Raw genomic sequence first — 16,241 nt, 5'->3', positions numbered from 1 at the left:
GGGCATGGCAGGCAAGGGGACACCGGCGACGGCACTGCTGGCGCGGCAACGCGTCACCCACCAGGTGCACACGTATGAACACGATCCGCGAGCGGATTCCTACGGGCTGGAGGCCGCCGACGCGCTGGGACAGCCGCCGGAGCGGGTGTTCAAGACCCTCGTCGCCGACGTCGACGGCGCACTGGCGGTCGGGGTGGTTCCGGTCACCGGGCAGCTCGACCTCAAAGCGCTCGCCGCCGCGTGCGGTGGCAAGAAGGCCAAGATGGCCGACATGGGTGCCGCCGAGCGCGCCACCGGGTACGTGGCGGGCGGCATCTCACCGCTCGGGCAGAAGAAGCGGCTGCCCGTGGTGCTCGATTCCTCGGCGGAGGCGTTCGACACGATCTTCTGCAGTGCCGGGCGGCGCGGGCTGGAGATCGAGCTCGCCCCCGGCGAACTGGCCCGGCTCCTCGACGCACGCGTCGCCGACATCTCGTCCTGAGTGACAGGTTGGTTCCCTTCCAGCACCGGTGACCGGAAGGTTCCCTTTTAGGCGCAGGCGTGGACGTTCGCCGGAGCCCCGGCGGGCGGATCAGTCCAGGGGGCGGAGGACTCGGTTGAGCCACTCCTGCGCGGCTCGGGACACGGCGTCCACGTCTGCCTTCAGCGAGTGGTCGCCCGCGACGAGCACCACCTCGCGCCGGTGCGCGGGCTCGGGCTTGCCGAAGGCGTCCCGTTCGCCTTGGACGACCAGCACCGGGGATTCGACGGCGTCGAGTTCACCAAGCCGCGACTTCTCCGGCTTACCCGGCGGGTGCAGGGGGAACGCGAGGCAGAGCACCGCGGAGGCGGCCCCGGCTTCGGCGGTGCGGCAGGCGACCCTGGCGCCGGAGGACCGGCCGCCGAACAGCAGCGGCAGGTCCGCGAACCAGCGTTCGCCGAGGTCTTCGGCCACGGCCAGCCATGCCGCGTCGAGCCGGCGGGCCGGGGCGGGCGCTTTCCGGCCGGCGACCCGATAGGGCTGTTCGATCAGTGCCACGTGCACGCCCGCATCGGTGGCGGCCCGGGTCACCGCGACCAGGTCGGGTGCGGCGACGCCGCCGCCTGCGCCGTGGCCGAGCAGCAGCGCGGCCCTGCCCTCTTCGGCGCAGTGCAGTTCGGCCCGGGCGGGGCCGTGCGGAGTGTCGAGCTCGACGCGCGTCATGAGTCGAACAGCGCCCCTTGCTCGGCGGGCTCGGGCATCGGCTCGGCCGGTTCGAGCAGATCAGCACGGTTGTTGCGCATGTTGTTCACATCGGTGGACACGGTGCTGAGCGCGAGCTCGCCGAGCATCGCCCCGTCCGGGCCGAGCAGTTCCCGGACGTCGGTGCGTCCGGGGTCGAGCCAGTCCGCCCACGTTTCACGCGGCAGCACCAGCGGCATCCGGTGATGCACGCCTGCGAGTTCGCCGACCGCGTCGGTGGTGACCACGGCGCAGGTCACCAAGGGTGCCGCGGTGCTCTCCGGAGCCCACCAGGCGGAGAACACGGCGGCCATGGCGAGGCTGGCGCCGTCGCGGCGCGAGCACAGGTACGGCTGCCTGCGCCGATCGCCGGGTTTCCACTCGTACCAACCGGTCGCGGGCATGAGGCAGCGCCGCCGCGCTGCGGATTCGGCGTAGGCGGGCTTCTCGGTGATCGTCTCGGCCCGCGCGTTGATCATCGGTGGTCCGCTGGTGGTGTCCTTGGCCCAGGTCGGCACCAATCCCCATCGCACCGGCCGCACACTGCGTTCGACGCCGGTCCCGGTGGCGCGTTCGACGACGATCGGCACCGTCTTGGTGGGGGTGACGTTGAAGTCGGGAGCGAGGAGCCCCTCGGAGCGGTCGACGGCGTCGAACTCGGCGGCCAACGCCGCCGGGTCACGCCGAACCGCGTAACGCCCGCACATCAGCACTCACCCCGCGTCCTGAGCATGATCCAACGCTACCGGCTCGCCCTGTTCGTCCTGCCTCGCGATGAGCTCCGCCCCGTTGTTGCGCACGTTGTTCACCGTGGAGGACACGGGACGCAGTTCCAGCGCGTCGACGAGTTCCCGCGAAGGCCCGAGCAGGCCGCCGATCTCCGCACGGTCCGGGTCGAGCCAGTCGTCCCAGGTCGCGGCGGGCAGCACCAGCGGCATCCGGTCGTGCACCTCGGTGAGCGCGCCGATGGCCGCGGTGGTCAGCACCGAGCACGTCACCAGCGGCGGCGTGCCCTCGGCGGCGGCCGGATCGTGCCAGGTCTCCCAGATCCCGGCCATGGCCAGGCTGGAATCGTCGGGGAAGGTCATGAAGTAGGGCTGCTTGCGCTCGCCGTCGCGCTTCCACTCGTACCAGCCGTCGGCGGGCAGCAGGCAGCGGCGATGCTTCACCGCGGTGCGGAACGCGGGCTTCGAGGTCACCGTCTCCGCCTTCGCGTTGATCATCCGGCTGCCGATCTTCGGGTCCTTCGCCCACTTCGGCACCAGGCCCCACCGCATCAGGCGGACACCGCGCTCGCTGCGCAGCGGATCCGGTTCACCGTCGGCTCCCCGAGGATGGCGCCGCACCACGGCCGGCACCTGCTTGGTGGGGGCGACGTTGTAGTCGGCACCGCGGGATTCGCCGCCGGTGGCGTCGGCCGCGTCGAACTCCCTCGCCAGCGCCGCCGGATCCTTCGTGGAGGCGTACCTGCCGCACATTCCCTGGTCACCTCCGCTGTCGCCGCCCGATCCGGAGCCGTCTCCCGCCGGGGTACCCATCGTTGCAGCACCCACCGACAACGTCGAACGCCTCCGCCGACGGCCCCGTCCAGTTGAGCAGGGACGAATGCGGGATCATTGGGGGTATGACGCAGCTCTGGCCCGCCCCGGTCGCCACCGGCCCGGTCCGTGCGACCGTGCCGGTCCCCGGCTCGAAGTCGATCACGAACCGGGCGTTGGTGCTCGCCGCGCTCGCCACCGGTCCTTCCACGTTGCGCGCGCCGCTGCGCAGCAGGGACACCGAGCTGATGGCGGCCGCGCTGCGCTCACTGGGCACCGAGGTGCGCGCCGGAGCGGACGGCGACTGGCTGGTGGAGCCCGGCGCGTTGCGCGGCCCGGCCGACGTGGACTGCGGTCTCGCAGGCACCGTGATGCGGTTCGTGCCGCCGGTGGCGGCGTTGGCGGACGGCCCGGTGTCCTTCGACGGCGACCCTCACGCGCGGAAGCGGCCGCTGGACACCGTGCTGAACGCCCTGCGTTCGCTGGGCGCCGACATCACCGGCGATTCGCTGCCGTTCGAGCTGCGCGGCACCGGAGCGTTCAAGGGCGGCCGCGTCACGATCGACGCTTCGGCGTCCTCGCAGTTCGTCTCCGGTCTGCTGTTGTCGGCGGCGCGTTCCGAACAGGGCGTGACCGTGGTGCACGAAGGCCCTCCCGTTCCGTCGCTGCCGCACATCGACATGACTGTAGCGATGTTGCGCGCGGCGGGAGTCGACGTGGACGACGCTCGGGAGAACACCTGGCGGGTCTCCCCCGGTCCGATCAGGGCGCTGGACATCACGATCGAACCGGACCTCTCCAACGCCACCCCGTTCCTCGCGGCCGCGGCCGCGACCGCCGGTGCGGTAACAGTGCCCGGCTGGCCGTCGGAGACGACGCAAGCGGGCGACGGCATCCGCGACATCCTCACCGCCATGGGCGCCCAGGTCGCGCTCTCCCCTGCGGGGCTCACCGTCACGGGACCGTCGCGGCTGGAACCCGTGGACATCGACCTGCACGAGGTCGGTGAGCTCACCCCGACGGTGGCGGCGCTCGCCGCGCTGGCCACCGAGCCGTCGCGGCTGCGCGGCATCGCGCACCTGCGCGGACACGAAACGGACCGGCTGGCGGCACTGGAGCGGGAGATCACCGGGCTCGGCGGGGACGTCGAGCAGACCTCCGACGGCCTGCTCATCCGCCCCCGGCCGCTGCACGGCGGGACCTGGCGCAGCTACGCCGACCACCGGATGGCGACGGCGGGCGCCATCCTCGGCCTGCGGGTGCCGGGGGTCGAGGTGGAGGACATCGCGACCACCGGCAAGACGATCCCCGACTTCCCCGGAATGTGGGCGGCGATGCTGGAGCCGGTGGCCTGATGGGCCGCCGGGGCTGGCGAGACCTGGACGAATCCGACGTGCGGGTGCGCCCCGGACGCGGCAGCCGTCCGCGCAGCAAGCTCCGGCCGGAGCACGCGGACGCGGCAGCCGCGATGGTCGTCGCCGTCGACCGCGGCCGCTGGACCTGCGCGTTGGACGGCGATCCGGATCGCCTCGTCACCGCGATGCGCGCCCGCGAGCTGGGCCGCACTCCGGTCGTCGTGGGCGACACCGTGGACCTCGTCGGGGACACCTCGGGCCGCGCGGACACACTGGCGCGAATCGTGCGGGTCGTGGACCGCAGCAGCGTGCTGCGCCGCACCGCCGACGACACCGACCCTTACGAGCGGATCGTGGTGGCCAACGCCGAACGGCTCATCATCGTGGCCGCGCTGGCCGATCCACCGCCGCGCACCGGCCTCATCGACCGGTGCCTGGTCGCCGCCTACGCGGGCGGGCTCACTCCCGTGCTGTGCTTGACGAAGTCCGACCTGGCCGCGCCCGACGAGGTGCTCGACACCTATTCGGCGTTGCCGCTGCCGATCGTCGTCACCAACATGCACGAACTGCACGAGAACCTGTTCGCACAGCTCACCGGCCGGGTGTGCGCGCTCGTCGGGCACTCCGGGGTGGGCAAGTCGACGCTGGTGAACACGCTGGTGCCGCACGCGGACCGAGCCACCGGGGTGGTCAGCGGAGTCGGCAAGGGGCGGCACACCTCCACTTCCGCGGTGGCGTTGCCGCTGCCCGACGGCGGCTGGGTGGTGGACACCCCCGGCATCCGTTCCTTCGGCCTCGCGCACGTCACCGCCGACGACCTGATCAGCGCTTTCGCCGGTTTCGCCGAGGCCGCCGAGGAATGCCCGCCGAACTGTGGGCACCTGGGCGGCGGTGACGATCCCGAGTGCAACCTCGACACTTACGTGACCGAAGGCGGCAGCGTCGAACAGCTCACCTCGCTGCGCAGGCTGCTGCGGTCCCACGCGGGCCGCGACGACGACTGACCCCACCGCCGCACACGGCCGGGTGGGAAGCGCGACCCCCCTGAGCCCCGATTCACCGGGAAAGCACTGCCGCAGAACGGGAATCCCGAGGAATTTCGAAAGCCGCCGGAAACCTCGTCGACGCGAACGGTGCCTGTGGCGGGCGCGCAACGTTGTTAGCGTCGAAGCTGGACGTCGTCCCCCCGACGAGGAGCTGACCATGCCCCGAGTCCGCGCCCGATCCCGCACCGCCCCGACGCACAGCGCAATGGCGCGCTCGACCACGGCCCTGACCGCCGGTCTGCTCTTCCTGTTCGGTTCGGCAGGCTGCGCGCCGCCGCCCGCACCTCAGCCGTCCGCTCCCGCCGCCGCCCACCCCGACCTGCGACCGTCGGCCGCACCGCTGCTCGGCGACGTGCTGCAGCGCATCAACGAGCGGGGAAGCGTGCGCAGCACCGTGCGCGGCGACCTCGGTTTCGTCGGTGAGCTCGCCGGTGAAGGCCTGGTGCGCTACGCCCACGACCACGCCGACGTGACGTTGCAGGGCACGACCAAGCCCAACGCCGGGCAGCCACCGCAGCCGGTCGACCTCGCCCTGATCGACGGTGTCGGCTACCTCAAGTCACCACTGCTGCAACCGGAGCCCGGCAAGCCGTGGCTGCGGCTGGCCGCCGACGGAACCGACTTCGCCGCGAAACTGCTCGCCCCCGCACTCGGCCACGTGCAGGACTCCACCGATCCGCGGGCGACGTTCACCGGCATCGAATCCGCCACCAAGATCGAATCCAGCGCGCCGGACCAGGTCGACGGCGCCCCCGCCACCCGCTACAGCCTGCGCGTCCTCACCGCGGAGGCGGCGGACACGGCACCGGCGGAGCAGCAGCGCACCCGGCTCCGCAGCGCGGCCGACGCCGGGCGCGGCGAGATCGGTTACGAGCTGTGGGTCGACGAACGCGGCCTGCCCGTGAAGTTCGCCGCCTCGCAGAAAGTCGCGCAGGCCGGTCAGGTTTCGCTGACCTCCACCTACCGCGATTGGGGCACGCCCGCCGAGATCACCGCCCCGCCCGCCGAAGAAGTGGGCGCGTTCCCGAACGGCCCGCTACCGCAGGCTCAACCACCGCGCTGACCGAACTTTCCCGAACCCCCCACAACGGGTGAATCGCGCTGCTAGCTTCCTCTGGATACTGATCCGCAGGGGGAAGGGAATTCCGTGCGCCGCACGAGCATCGCAGTGTGCACCGTCGCGTTGACCGCGACATTGGGGGGATGTGCCCTCGGTCAGGCTCCGGCCGGTTCCGGCGACTCCGGGGCCGGCGAGTCCGGGACCGCCCAGCAGGGCGGCGCCTACAGCGACCTGGCCTCGCTGGTCTCCGGAGCCTCGCAGACCATGTCCGAGAACAACTCGTACAAGCTGAGCATCAACGCCACGGTCGGCGGCTCCGGCGGCATCCAGTCCGACTGCGACGTCGACGCCGCCAAGTCATCGATGAGCTGCACCGGGACCACCGGGGAGATCATCATGACCCCCGAGCACACCTACATGAACAACCCGCAGCTCAACTCGCTCGGCGGCGACCCCGCCAAGCCGTGGGCGCGGATCGCCAAGGACAGCCCGGCCGCCGCGGTCGGCGGTGCCCAGACGGCGGCGCTGTCCGAGGCGTCCGACTTCCGCAAGCTGCTGCCCGAAGGCTCGCAGTTCACCCAAGCAGGCCCCGACACCGTCGACGGCAAGCAGGCCACCCGCTACGAGGTCGTCACCGACCTCAACCAGGTGATCGCCTCCGCCGAGGGCCTCGCGAAGCAGAGCTACGAGATCCTGCTCCAGGGCGGTGTCACCGAGATCAAGCAGACCGTGTGGGCCGACGAGCAGGGACGTCCGCTCAAGGTCGAGCAGATCACGCCGCCGATGAACGTCATGGGCAAGCAACTCGGCGAATCGGCCACGACGCTGACCTACTCCGACTGGGGCAAGCCGGTGGACGTCGCCGAGCCCGATGCGTCGCAGGTCCGCGACTTCGAGATGCCGGGGTTGCAGCCTCCGGGCTGATCCCGGCTCGGCCGGGGCGCTGCGAGCGCGCCCCGGCCGACGGTTCACATCAGTTCCAGCAGGAACGGAACTTCTTGCGGCGCGTACCAGGACAGCTCGTGGTCCTCGGCCTCGCCCAGCACGAACTCCGCATCCGGATCACCGAGGTCCGCCGAGTCGATCACCTCCGCGGCCGCCCGCACCGCGTCCTCCGCTTCGGGAGAATCCATGTGCACCGCGGCGACCTTCTTCCACGGAACCGGACCCGAAAGGCGGACCACCGCGTTGTCCAGGTCCGGGCGCAGCGTCGTGTCCTCCACATCGACGGAGATCACCACGCGGCGCAGCTCCGCCTTCTCGTCCTCCGCTCGTTCGCCGGCGATCAGCCGCAGCGAGGCCTGCGCGGCCTCCCGCATCGCGGCGTACTCCAACTCTTCGGTGTCCCCCGTGGCGTAGGACTCCCGCAGCGCGGGGGTCAACGCGAACCCGGTACCGCTGAGCGGCTGCAGCTGCTTGTCCTCCACCAGGCCGCGCACCATGCGCACCGTGGCGGGCAGGTAAACCCTCATCCGTCGACCGTCCCGATCATCTCTTCCACTGACTCTCCGATCATCGCCGCCAGCACGTCCACGTCGGACATGGCGTCCCGGTCGCCGTTCAAGCCGAAGTACACGCCTCCGTCGTAGGAGGTGACCCCGATGGCCAGCGACTGGTTCTTCGCCAGCGGCACTACCGGGAACATCTCGGTCATCTTCGCGCCCGCCGCGTACAGCGGTACCTGCGGGCCGGGCACGTTCGTCACCAGCACGTTGAACAACCGGTCCGAGAACCCGTTGGCCACCCGAGCCCCCAGCGCGTGCAACGTCGGCGGTGCGAAGCCCGACACCCCCACCAGCGCCTCCGCCGCGACGGACCTGCCCGACTCGGCGTGCGCACGCAAAGCATGGCTGATGTGGTGCAGCCGCAACACCGGGCTCGACTCACCCACCGGCAGATCCACCAGGTACGCCGCCACCCTGTTCGTCGTCGGAGCAGGCGCTGCGGCCGATTCGCCCTCGGCCACGTCGCCGCCGCTCACCGAGACCGGCACCATCGCACGCAACGTCGTGGAGCCCGATACCACTTCACCGCGGGAGAGCAGCCAGCTCCGCAACGCCCCCGCGACCACCGCCAGCACCACGTCGTTGACGGTGCCGCCGTGGGCCTGCCGGATCGCGCGGAAGTCGTCGAGCCGGGCTTGCGCGACCGCGAACCTGCGCTGGGTCGACGTCGGCCCGTTCAGCGGCCCGCCCGGCGTGGGCAACGCCGCCGCACGCACCGCCGTGGCCAGGCCGCCGAGCGCACCCGTCACCTTCCGCACCGTCGCAGTGGCGTCGCCCAAGGCCGACCGAGCGTTCTCCACGACCGCACCTGGTCGCTGCACGGCCTCCGTGGCCGCCTCCAGCACCAGCTGAGCCCCGCTGGGCTCCGGGCGCGGCATCCACAGGTCCTCGACCTCCGGTCCGTCCGGAGCCGCCGCCATGTCGAAGATGACCTGGCCGATGTCGAGGGCTCCGATGCCGTCGACCATCGCCTGATGCGTCTTGGTGATCACCGCGACCCGGCTGCGGGACAGGCCTTCCACCAGGTACAGCTCCCACAACGGGCGAGCCGGGTCGAGCTTGCGCGACATCAACCGGGCCACCAGGTCGTGCAGCTGCTCGTCCTTGCCCGGTTTCGGCAGCGCGGACCGGCGCACGTGATACGTGATGTCGAAGTCCTGATCGTCCACCCACACCGGGCGGGCCAGCTTGCCCGGAACCTGCCGGACCTTCTGCCGGTAGCGCGGCACCAGCGCCAGCCTGCGATCGATCATCGCCAGCACGTTGTCGTACTCGAACCCGGCACGAGGACGGCGGAACACCGCGACGCCGCCCACGTGCATCGGCGTCGTGTGGTCCTCCAGGTACAGGAACGAGGCGTCCAGGGCGGAAAGACGATCGGGCATGTCCGCGATACTGGCACACGACCGGGCGGCTCAGAGCCCTCGCTGCGGCTCGTGTGACACTGAACCTCGTGACCAGCACTGCCTCTCCCAGAGATCGCTTCGTTACCGTCTACGGCCGCAAACCGGTCATGGAGGCGCTGTCCGATCTGGACCTGCGCGTGGACAAGGTGATCCTCGCCGAGGGGATCGGCGGCCCGGCGATCAACGACATCAAAGAGGCCGCCGCCGACCGCGCCGTGAAGGTGCAGCGCGCCAGCGCGCACCGGGTGAAGGTGCTCGCGGGAAACGGTCGGCACGACCAGGGCGTGGTCGCCGATGTCGTCGCCCGCAAGATGCGGCCGCTGGCGGACGCCCTGGACGATCCGGCGACCGCGCCGCGGCAAGTGCTGCTGCTGGACGGCCTCACCACTCCCGCGAACGTCGGCATGATCTTGCGGACCGCCACGGCCGCCGGGATCGACGGCATCGTGGTTCCGCACAAGGGAGTCGCCGGACTCGATCCGCTGGTCATCAAGGCCTCGGCCGGTGTCGCGTTCCACGCCCCGGTGCTGCGCTGCTCCACCGCCGACGAGGCGGCGGAGCTGCTCACCGACGCCGGCTATCCGCTGTACGCGCTGGAAGCGGCAGGGGCGGAGAGCGTTTTCGACGCGGAGTTCGGTTCGCGGGCCGTGTTCGTGCTCGGCAGCGAGACCGCCGGTCTGTCCGAAGAGGTCAGCACCCGCATCGCACAGCGGCTCGCGATTCCGATGCGTGGGGGCGTGGAATCGTTGAACGTGGCCAGTGCGGCCGCGGTGCTGTGCTTCGAGCTGCTCCGGCGCCGCGGCGGCTGAGGCAGGAAACTGCTCAGCTGAACCATTCGGAAAGCACTGTGCCCCGGCGTGTGGAACGCCGGGGCACTTCTCTGTTCAGCAGCGGACGCGACTCGTGTCCTGGGAATGCAGAAACGCCCCGCGACCGAATGGTCGTGGGGCGTTTCTGGATGAGTATTGTCGGCGGTGTCCTACTCTCCCACACCCTATCGAGTGCAGTACCATCGGCGCTGGAGGGCTTAGCTTCCGGGTTCGGAATGGGACCGGGCGTTCCCCGCTCCGCTAAAACCACCGACAAACCACATACACCACACCCACAAACCATGAACCCATGATCACCGGGCAGGTGAAACCTTTATTCTGATATCAACAACAATCCAGGTTGCTGTTTCAGATACCGTATAGTGGATGCGTAGCAATCTTTGTGAACAAGTCCTCGGCCTATTAGTACCCGTCCACTCCACACATTACTGTGCTTCCATGCCGAGCCTATCAACCCCATCATCTCTAGGAGGCCTTAACCCACAAAAGGGGTGGGAGACGTCATCTTGGAACAGGCTTCCCGCTTAGATGCTTTCAGCGGTTATCCCTCCCGAACGTAGCCAACCAGCCCTGCTCCTGGCGGAACAACTGGCACACCAGAGGTCCGTCCGTCCCGGTCCTCTCGTACTAGGGACAGCCTTCCTCACATCTCCTACGCGCGCGGCGGATAGGGACCGAACTGTCTCACGACGTTCTAAACCCAGCTCGCGTGCCGCTTTAATGGGCGAACAGCCCAACCCTTGGGACCAACTCCAGCCCCAGGATGCGACGAGCCGACATCGAGGTGCCAAACCATGCCGTCGATATGGACTCTTGGGCAAGATCAGCCTGTTATCCCCGGGGTACCTTTTATCCGTTGAGCGACACCGCTTCCACCTGCCAGTGCCGGATCACTAGTCCCTGCTTTCGCACCTGCTCGACCTGTCAGTCTCACAGTCAAGCTCCCTTATACACTTACACTCAACACCTGATGACCAACCAGGCTGAGGGAACCTTTGGGCGCCTCCGTTACCCTTTGGGAGGCAACCGCCCCAGTTAAACTACCCACCAGGCACTGTCCCTGAACCCGATCAGGGTCCGAGGTTCAGATGCTCAGAACGACCAGAGTGGTATTTCAACAACGACTCCACACCCACTAGCGTGAACGCTTCACAGTCTCCCACCTATCCTACACAAGCCGCACCGAACACCAATACCAAGCTATAGTAAAGGTCCCGGGGTCTTTCCGTCCTGCCGCGCGAAACGAGCATCTTTACTCGTAGTGCAATTTCACCGGGCCTGTGGTCGAGACAGCGGAGAAGTCGTTACGCCATTCGTGCAGGTCGGAACTTACCCGACAAGGAATTTCGCTACCTTAGGATGGTTATAGTTACCACCGCCGTTTACTGGCGCTTAAATTCTCCGCTTCACACCAAAAGATGCTAACGGGTCCTCTTAACGTTCCAGCACCGGGCAGGCGTCAGTCCGTATACCTCGTCTTACGACTTCGCACGGACCTGTGTTTTTAGTAAACAGTCGCTTCTCCCTGGCCTCTGCGGCCACCACCAGCTCCCACCGAAAAAGTGTTCACCAGCCGTGGCCCCCCTTCTCCCGAAGTTACGGGGGCAATTTGCCGAATTCCTTGACCACAGTTCACCCGACCGCCTCGGTATACTCTACCTGACCACCTGTGTCGGTTTCGGGTACGGGCCATGCACACACATCGCTAGAGGCTTTTCTCGGTAGCACGGGATCACTGACTTCACCACAACGGCTACGCATCACCCCTCACCCTTCACGCCGCCCGGATTTACCTAGACGACAGGCTACAGGCTTACACCAGTACTACCACTCACTGGCACAGCTACCCCACTACGTCACCCCATCACTTGACTACCGCGGAATCAGGTCCCATGCACTCACACAACAACTCCGAAGAGCCACCATGCTCGCGGATGGTTAGTCTCAACCGTTTCACCATGGGCGCATGCACACGGGTACGGGAATATCAACCCGTTCTCCATCGACTACGCCTGTCGGCCTCGCCTTAGGCCCCGACTCACCCTGGGCGGACGAACCTGCCCCAGGAACCCTTAGTCAATCGGCGGCAGAGATTCTCACTCTGCTCTCGCTACTCATGCCTGCATTCTCACTCCCACACACTCCACACCACGGTTACCCGGATGCTTCACTGCATGCAGGACGCTCCCCTACCCAACCAGAACCAAGTCCTGATTGACACGGCTTCGGCGGTGCACTTCAGCCCCGCTACATTGTCGGCGCAGGACCACTTGACCAGTGAGCTATTACGCACTCTTTCAAGGATGGCTGCTTCTAAGCCAACCTCCTGGTTGTCTGGGCAATCCCACATCCTTTCCCACTGAGCGCACACTTAGGGGCCTTAGCCGGTGTTCTGGGCTGTTTCCCTCTCGACGATGAAGCTTCTCCCCCACCGTCTCACTGCCACGCTCAACCCAGGCGTATTCGGAGTTTAGCTGACGTCAGTAACCCATAAGGCCCATCAACCAACCAGTGCTCTACCCCACCCAGGCAACACGCAACGCTGCACCTAAATGCATTTCGGGGAGAACCAGCTATCACGGAGTTTGATTGGCCTTTCACCCCTACCCACAGCTCATCCCCCAGGTTTTCAACCCTGGTGGGTTCGGGCCTCCACACGGTCTTACCCGCGCTTCACCCTGGCCATGGGTAGATCACTCCGCTTCGGGTCTGCACCACGCGACTCCACGCCCTCTTCAGACTCGCTTTCGCTCCGGCTACCCCACACAAGGTTAACCTCGCCACGCAGCAGCAACTCGCAGGCTCATTCTTCAAAAGGCACGCCATCACACACCCAAAAAGCATGCTCTGACGGATTGCAGGCACATGGTTTCAGGAACTATTTCACTCCCCTCCCGGGGTACTTTTCACCATTCCCTCACGGTACTATCCACTATCGGTTACCAGGAAGTATTTAGGCTTAGCGAGTGGTCCCGCCAGATTCACAGCACCCTCCACGGAAACGCTGCTACTCGGGAACACCACCACACGCGCCATGTGCATTTTCGCCTACGGGACTCTCACCCACTCCGGCCAGGCATCCCAACCTGTTCAACTAACACACACAACCACGCTGAAGAGCCGGCAGCCCCCTCCAATGATGCCCCACAACACCGAACACGCAACCCCTGCCAGGTATCCCACGCGCCCGGTTTAGCCTACTCCGCTTTCGCTCGCCACTACTCACGGAATCACCAGTGTTTTCTCTTCCTACGGGTACTAAGATGTTTCACTTCCCCGCGTTCCCCCGCAACCCTATACATTCAGGAAGCGGTAACCCGACATCACTCGGGCTGGGTTTCCCCATTCGGACACCCTCGGATCACAGCTCGGTTGACAGCTCCCCGAGGCATTTCGCAGCCTCCCACGTCCTTCATCGGCCCCTGGTACCAAGGCATCCACCATGTGCCCTACATAACTTGGCCACAAAGATGCTCGCATCCACTATACAGTTCTCAAACAACAACCGAAAAAACACACACGTGTGTTCTCTCAGACACCCAACAGCGAACCGATGACAGAAAACAGAATGGCATTTCCACTAATCCTATGAGCACTCAGAGCACGAGAACATGCGCCTCATCAACCCTGAACACCCCACAACCCGGTCACCCAGACTGCGGAAGTGAGCTAGCTCCTTAGAAAGGAGGTGATCCAGCCGCACCTTCCGGTACGGCTACCTTGTTACGACTTCGTCCCAATCGCCAGTCCCACCTTCGACCACTCCCCCCACAAGGGTTGGGCCATGGGCTTCGGGTGTTACCGACTTTCATGACGTGACGGGCGGTGTGTACAAGGCCCGGGAACGTATTCACCGCAGCACTGCTGATCTGCGATTACTAGCGACTCCGACTTCACGGGGTCGAGTTGCAGACCCCGATCCGAACTGAGACCGGCTTTAAGGATTCGCTCCACCTCACGGTATCGCAACCCTCTGTACCAGCCATTGTAGCATGTGTGAAGCCCTGGGCATAAGGGGCATGATGACTTGACGTCATCCCCACCTTCCTCCGAGTTGACCCCGGCAGTCTCCTGCGAGTCCCCACCATCACGTGCTGGCAACACAGGACAAGGGTTGCGCTCGTTGCGGGACTTAACCCAACATCTCACGACACGAGCTGACGACAGCCATGCACCACCTGCACACAGGCCACAAGGGAAACCCCCTCTCAGGGGCGATCCTGTGCATGTCAAACCCAGGTAAGGTTCTTCGCGTTGCATCGAATTAATCCACATGCTCCGCCGCTTGTGCGGGCCCCCGTCAATTCCTTTGAGTTTTAGCCTTGCGGCCGTACTCCCCAGGCGGGGCGCTTAATGCGTTAGCTACGGCACAGGAACCGTGGAAACAGTCCCCACACCTAGCGCCCACCGTTTACGGCGTGGACTACCAGGGTATCTAATCCTGTTCGCTCCCCACGCTTTCGCTCCTCAGCGTCAGTATCGGCCCAGAGACCCGCCTTCGCCACCGGTGTTCCTCCTGATATCTGCGCATTTCACCGCTACACCAGGAATTCCAGTCTCCCCTACCGAACTCAAGTCTGCCCGTATCGACCGCACGCCCACCGTTAAGCGGCAGGTTTTCACGGCCGACGCGACAAACCGCCTACGAGCTCTTTACGCCCAATAATTCCGGACAACGCTCGCACCCTACGTATTACCGCGGCTGCTGGCACGTAGTTAGCCGGTGCTTCTTCTACACCTACCGTCACCCGAAGGCTTCGTCGATGTCGAAAGAGGTTTACAACCCGAAGGCCGTCATCCCCCACGCGGCGTTGCTGCGTCAGGCTTTCGCCCATTGCGCAAGATTCCCCACTGCTGCCTCCCGTAGGAGTCTGGGCCGTGTCTCAGTCCCAGTGTGGCCGGTCACCCTCTCAGGCCGGCTACCCGTCGTCGCCTTGGTAGGCCACTACCCCACCAACAAGCTGATAGGCCGCGGGCTCAACCTGCACCGCCGGAACTTTCCACACACAGACCATGCGGCCATGTGTCCTATCCGGTATTAGACCTCGTTTCCAAGGCTTATCCCAGAGTGCAGGATAGATTACCCACGTGTTACTCACCCGTTCGCCACTCATCCACCCCGAAGGGCTTCAGCGTTCGACTTGCATGTGTTAAGCACGCCGCCAGCGTTCGTCCTGAGCCAGGATCAAACTCTCCAACAATGTTTTAGAGTAATCCTGCCCGAAATAAACGAGGCACCCCAGCAATCCCAAAGAATCGCCGAGGCAAAAATTTATCTAGATGAGTTTACCACTCACCATCATCGGCACGCTGTTGAGTTCTCAAAGAACACACCCACACCATCATCCACAACCCCAACACTCAGGGCCGCACACTCCGGGGAGTCGTTATTTCGTCTTTCGTTCTTGCGATGTTCCAAACTCTAGCAGGCCCGATTTTCGGCCGTTTCAGGGGGGTCAACCTCGCGGTCACCCGCACCCCACAAACCGAAACCACCCGGCCCACATTTAGAGTTTTGAATTCAGAGCCACCCACTCTACCAGAACTACCCGGAAGCTTGGTCCGACCCCCACCGCACCCGGCCCGATTCGTTTTCGGCCCGTTCCGTGCTGGCAGAAAGAAATCTACATGGCCCTCACAAGCCCTTGAACACCACCCCCCTTTAACGGCGAAATCGCAGGTCACGTCGGGTGAACAGCGGGTGTCTCGCACTCGGCCGGTGCTCACACCTTCGGGGCGATCTGGGTGTGAAGTGACCGCGTTCGGCGCTGAGCGCCCTCATTCATACGAGACCGGCACACCCGGTCGACCCGAAGCAGCCCGCTCAGGAGATGTCATGACCGCGCCGGCCGTCCCGCACCCGATCCTGCTGCCCGCCGCCACCGATCCCTATCTCGTCCCCGACGAACGGCCCGCCGAACCCGCGTTGCGCGCGGAACTCGCGAACGCGTCCGCGGCTCCGGCGGACCGCACCTCGTGCGCGCTGGCCGGGACGCTCGGTGCGCCCGTCATCGAAGTGCTGCTCGGGCGTCGTCCACTGAGCCAGATCGAGTCGCGGGTCTCGTCGAGCGTGCACGGACTGCTCAAGTCCAGCTCCGTCCGCCGGCTGCTCAACGAGCCGCAGCAACGCCTGCACTCGCTGCACGCCTGCGCGATCAGCGCGGACCTGGTCGAAGGATGTGCGGTCATCGCGTCCCGCATCCGCACCCGCGCGCTGGTCATGCGCTGGGAACGCAGCAAAGGAGGCTGGTCGTGCACCTTCTTGTCCGTCGTCTGAACACCCCCGGACACGACATCGCC

The 16,241-nt window shown here is 66.2% G+C and carries 12 protein-coding genes and 3 rRNA genes; 7 read left to right on the top strand and 8 right to left on the bottom strand.

Going from position 1 to position 16,241, the window contains the following annotated elements; translation table 11 throughout:
* Positions 1 to 4 precede the first annotated feature (4 nt).
* Positions 5 to 481 carry a Cys-tRNA(Pro) deacylase gene (gene ybaK, locus H2Q94_RS04285; protein WP_243792235.1) on the top strand — a complete coding sequence of 159 codons (477 nt, stop codon included), beginning with the start codon at positions 5 to 7 and terminating at the stop codon, positions 479 to 481.
* A 90-nt stretch (positions 482 to 571) separates the two neighbouring features.
* Here ybaK and H2Q94_RS04280 read toward each other — a convergent pair whose 3' ends face one another.
* The 3 genes from H2Q94_RS04280 to H2Q94_RS04270 are packed head-to-tail and all read right to left on the bottom strand — an operon-like array spanning position 572 to position 2,679.
* Positions 572 to 1,183: an alpha/beta hydrolase family protein gene (locus H2Q94_RS04280; protein WP_243792232.1), complete on the bottom strand. Its 612-nt coding sequence runs from the start codon at positions 1,181 to 1,183 to the stop codon at positions 572 to 574.
* The gene (locus H2Q94_RS04275; protein ID WP_243792230.1) at positions 1,180 to 1,908 is read right to left on the bottom strand and encodes an SOS response-associated peptidase; all 729 of its coding nucleotides are present in this window, start codon (positions 1,906 to 1,908) and stop codon (positions 1,180 to 1,182) included. The genes H2Q94_RS04280 and H2Q94_RS04275 overlap by 4 nt, the downstream gene beginning before the upstream one ends.
* Positions 1,909 to 1,914: 6 nt before the next feature.
* Positions 1,915 to 2,679 (bottom strand): SOS response-associated peptidase, encoded by a 765-nt coding sequence (locus tag H2Q94_RS04270; protein WP_243795520.1) that lies wholly within the window; start codon positions 2,677 to 2,679, stop codon positions 1,915 to 1,917.
* A gap of 146 nt (positions 2,680 to 2,825) precedes the next feature.
* On the opposite strand from H2Q94_RS04270, the gene aroA reads away from it, so the two are divergent.
* The 4 genes from aroA (at position 2,826) to H2Q94_RS04250 (ending at position 7,124) form a co-directional block, all read left to right on the top strand.
* A complete protein-coding gene (gene aroA / locus H2Q94_RS04265) occupies positions 2,826 to 4,094 on the top strand; it encodes a 3-phosphoshikimate 1-carboxyvinyltransferase (RefSeq protein WP_243792227.1) in 1,269 nt (422 codons plus the stop codon).
* Positions 4,094 to 5,098, top strand: a complete 1,005-nt coding sequence (gene rsgA, locus H2Q94_RS04260) for a ribosome small subunit-dependent GTPase A (protein WP_243792225.1) — start codon at positions 4,094 to 4,096, stop codon at positions 5,096 to 5,098. The genes aroA and rsgA overlap by 1 nt, the downstream gene beginning before the upstream one ends.
* Before the next feature lie 199 nt (positions 5,099 to 5,297).
* Positions 5,298 to 6,203: an SCO4651 family lipoprotein gene (locus H2Q94_RS04255; protein WP_243792223.1), complete on the top strand. Its 906-nt coding sequence runs from the start codon at positions 5,298 to 5,300 to the stop codon at positions 6,201 to 6,203.
* A gap of 84 nt (positions 6,204 to 6,287) precedes the next feature.
* A complete protein-coding gene (locus H2Q94_RS04250; RefSeq protein ID WP_243792220.1) occupies positions 6,288 to 7,124 on the top strand; it encodes an SCO4651 family lipoprotein in 837 nt (278 codons plus the stop codon).
* Positions 7,125 to 7,168: 44 nt separating this feature from the next.
* On the opposite strand, the gene H2Q94_RS04245 is transcribed toward H2Q94_RS04250, so the two are convergent.
* Together H2Q94_RS04245 and H2Q94_RS04240 are read right to left on the bottom strand one after the other, a co-directional pair.
* Positions 7,169 to 7,672 (bottom strand): DUF6912 family protein, encoded by a 504-nt coding sequence (locus H2Q94_RS04245; protein WP_243792217.1) that lies wholly within the window; start codon positions 7,670 to 7,672, stop codon positions 7,169 to 7,171.
* Positions 7,669 to 9,090, bottom strand: coding sequence for a WS/DGAT/MGAT family O-acyltransferase (locus H2Q94_RS04240; RefSeq protein ID WP_243792215.1), 1,422 nt, complete (start codon positions 9,088 to 9,090; stop codon positions 7,669 to 7,671). Before H2Q94_RS04240 ends, H2Q94_RS04245 begins: the two co-directional genes overlap by 4 nt.
* A 68-nt stretch (positions 9,091 to 9,158) precedes the next feature.
* Between H2Q94_RS04240 and H2Q94_RS04235 the strand changes: the two genes are divergently transcribed.
* Positions 9,159 to 9,920 carry a TrmH family RNA methyltransferase gene (locus tag H2Q94_RS04235; RefSeq protein WP_258718659.1) on the top strand — a complete coding sequence of 254 codons (762 nt, stop codon included), beginning with the start codon at positions 9,159 to 9,161 and terminating at the stop codon, positions 9,918 to 9,920.
* A 157-nt stretch (positions 9,921 to 10,077) separates the two neighbouring features.
* On the opposite strand, the gene rrf is transcribed toward H2Q94_RS04235, so the two are convergent.
* From rrf to H2Q94_RS04220, 3 genes are all read right to left on the bottom strand, one after another.
* Positions 10,078 to 10,195 (bottom strand): 5S ribosomal RNA (rrf, locus tag H2Q94_RS04230).
* A gap of 128 nt (positions 10,196 to 10,323) precedes the next feature.
* Positions 10,324 to 13,405 (bottom strand): 23S ribosomal RNA (locus tag H2Q94_RS04225).
* A gap of 217 nt (positions 13,406 to 13,622) precedes the next feature.
* Positions 13,623 to 15,142: ribosomal RNA gene (locus H2Q94_RS04220) — 16S ribosomal RNA — on the bottom strand.
* The 16S, 23S and 5S rRNA genes sit together here, the layout of an rRNA operon.
* A gap of 635 nt (positions 15,143 to 15,777) precedes the next feature.
* Here H2Q94_RS04220 and H2Q94_RS04215 point away from each other — a divergent pair.
* A complete protein-coding gene (locus H2Q94_RS04215; RefSeq protein WP_243792213.1) occupies positions 15,778 to 16,218 on the top strand; it encodes an Rv3235 family protein in 441 nt (146 codons plus the stop codon).
* The last annotated feature ends 23 nt before the right edge of the window (positions 16,219 to 16,241 follow it).

Source organism: Saccharopolyspora gloriosae, from assembly GCF_022828475.1.
GTDB classification, from domain to species: Bacteria; Actinomycetota; Actinomycetes; order Mycobacteriales; family Pseudonocardiaceae; genus Saccharopolyspora_C; species Saccharopolyspora_C gloriosae_A.
Note: the sequence above shows the minus strand (reverse complement) of the source record. Positions and strands in the feature narration are given on the sequence as shown.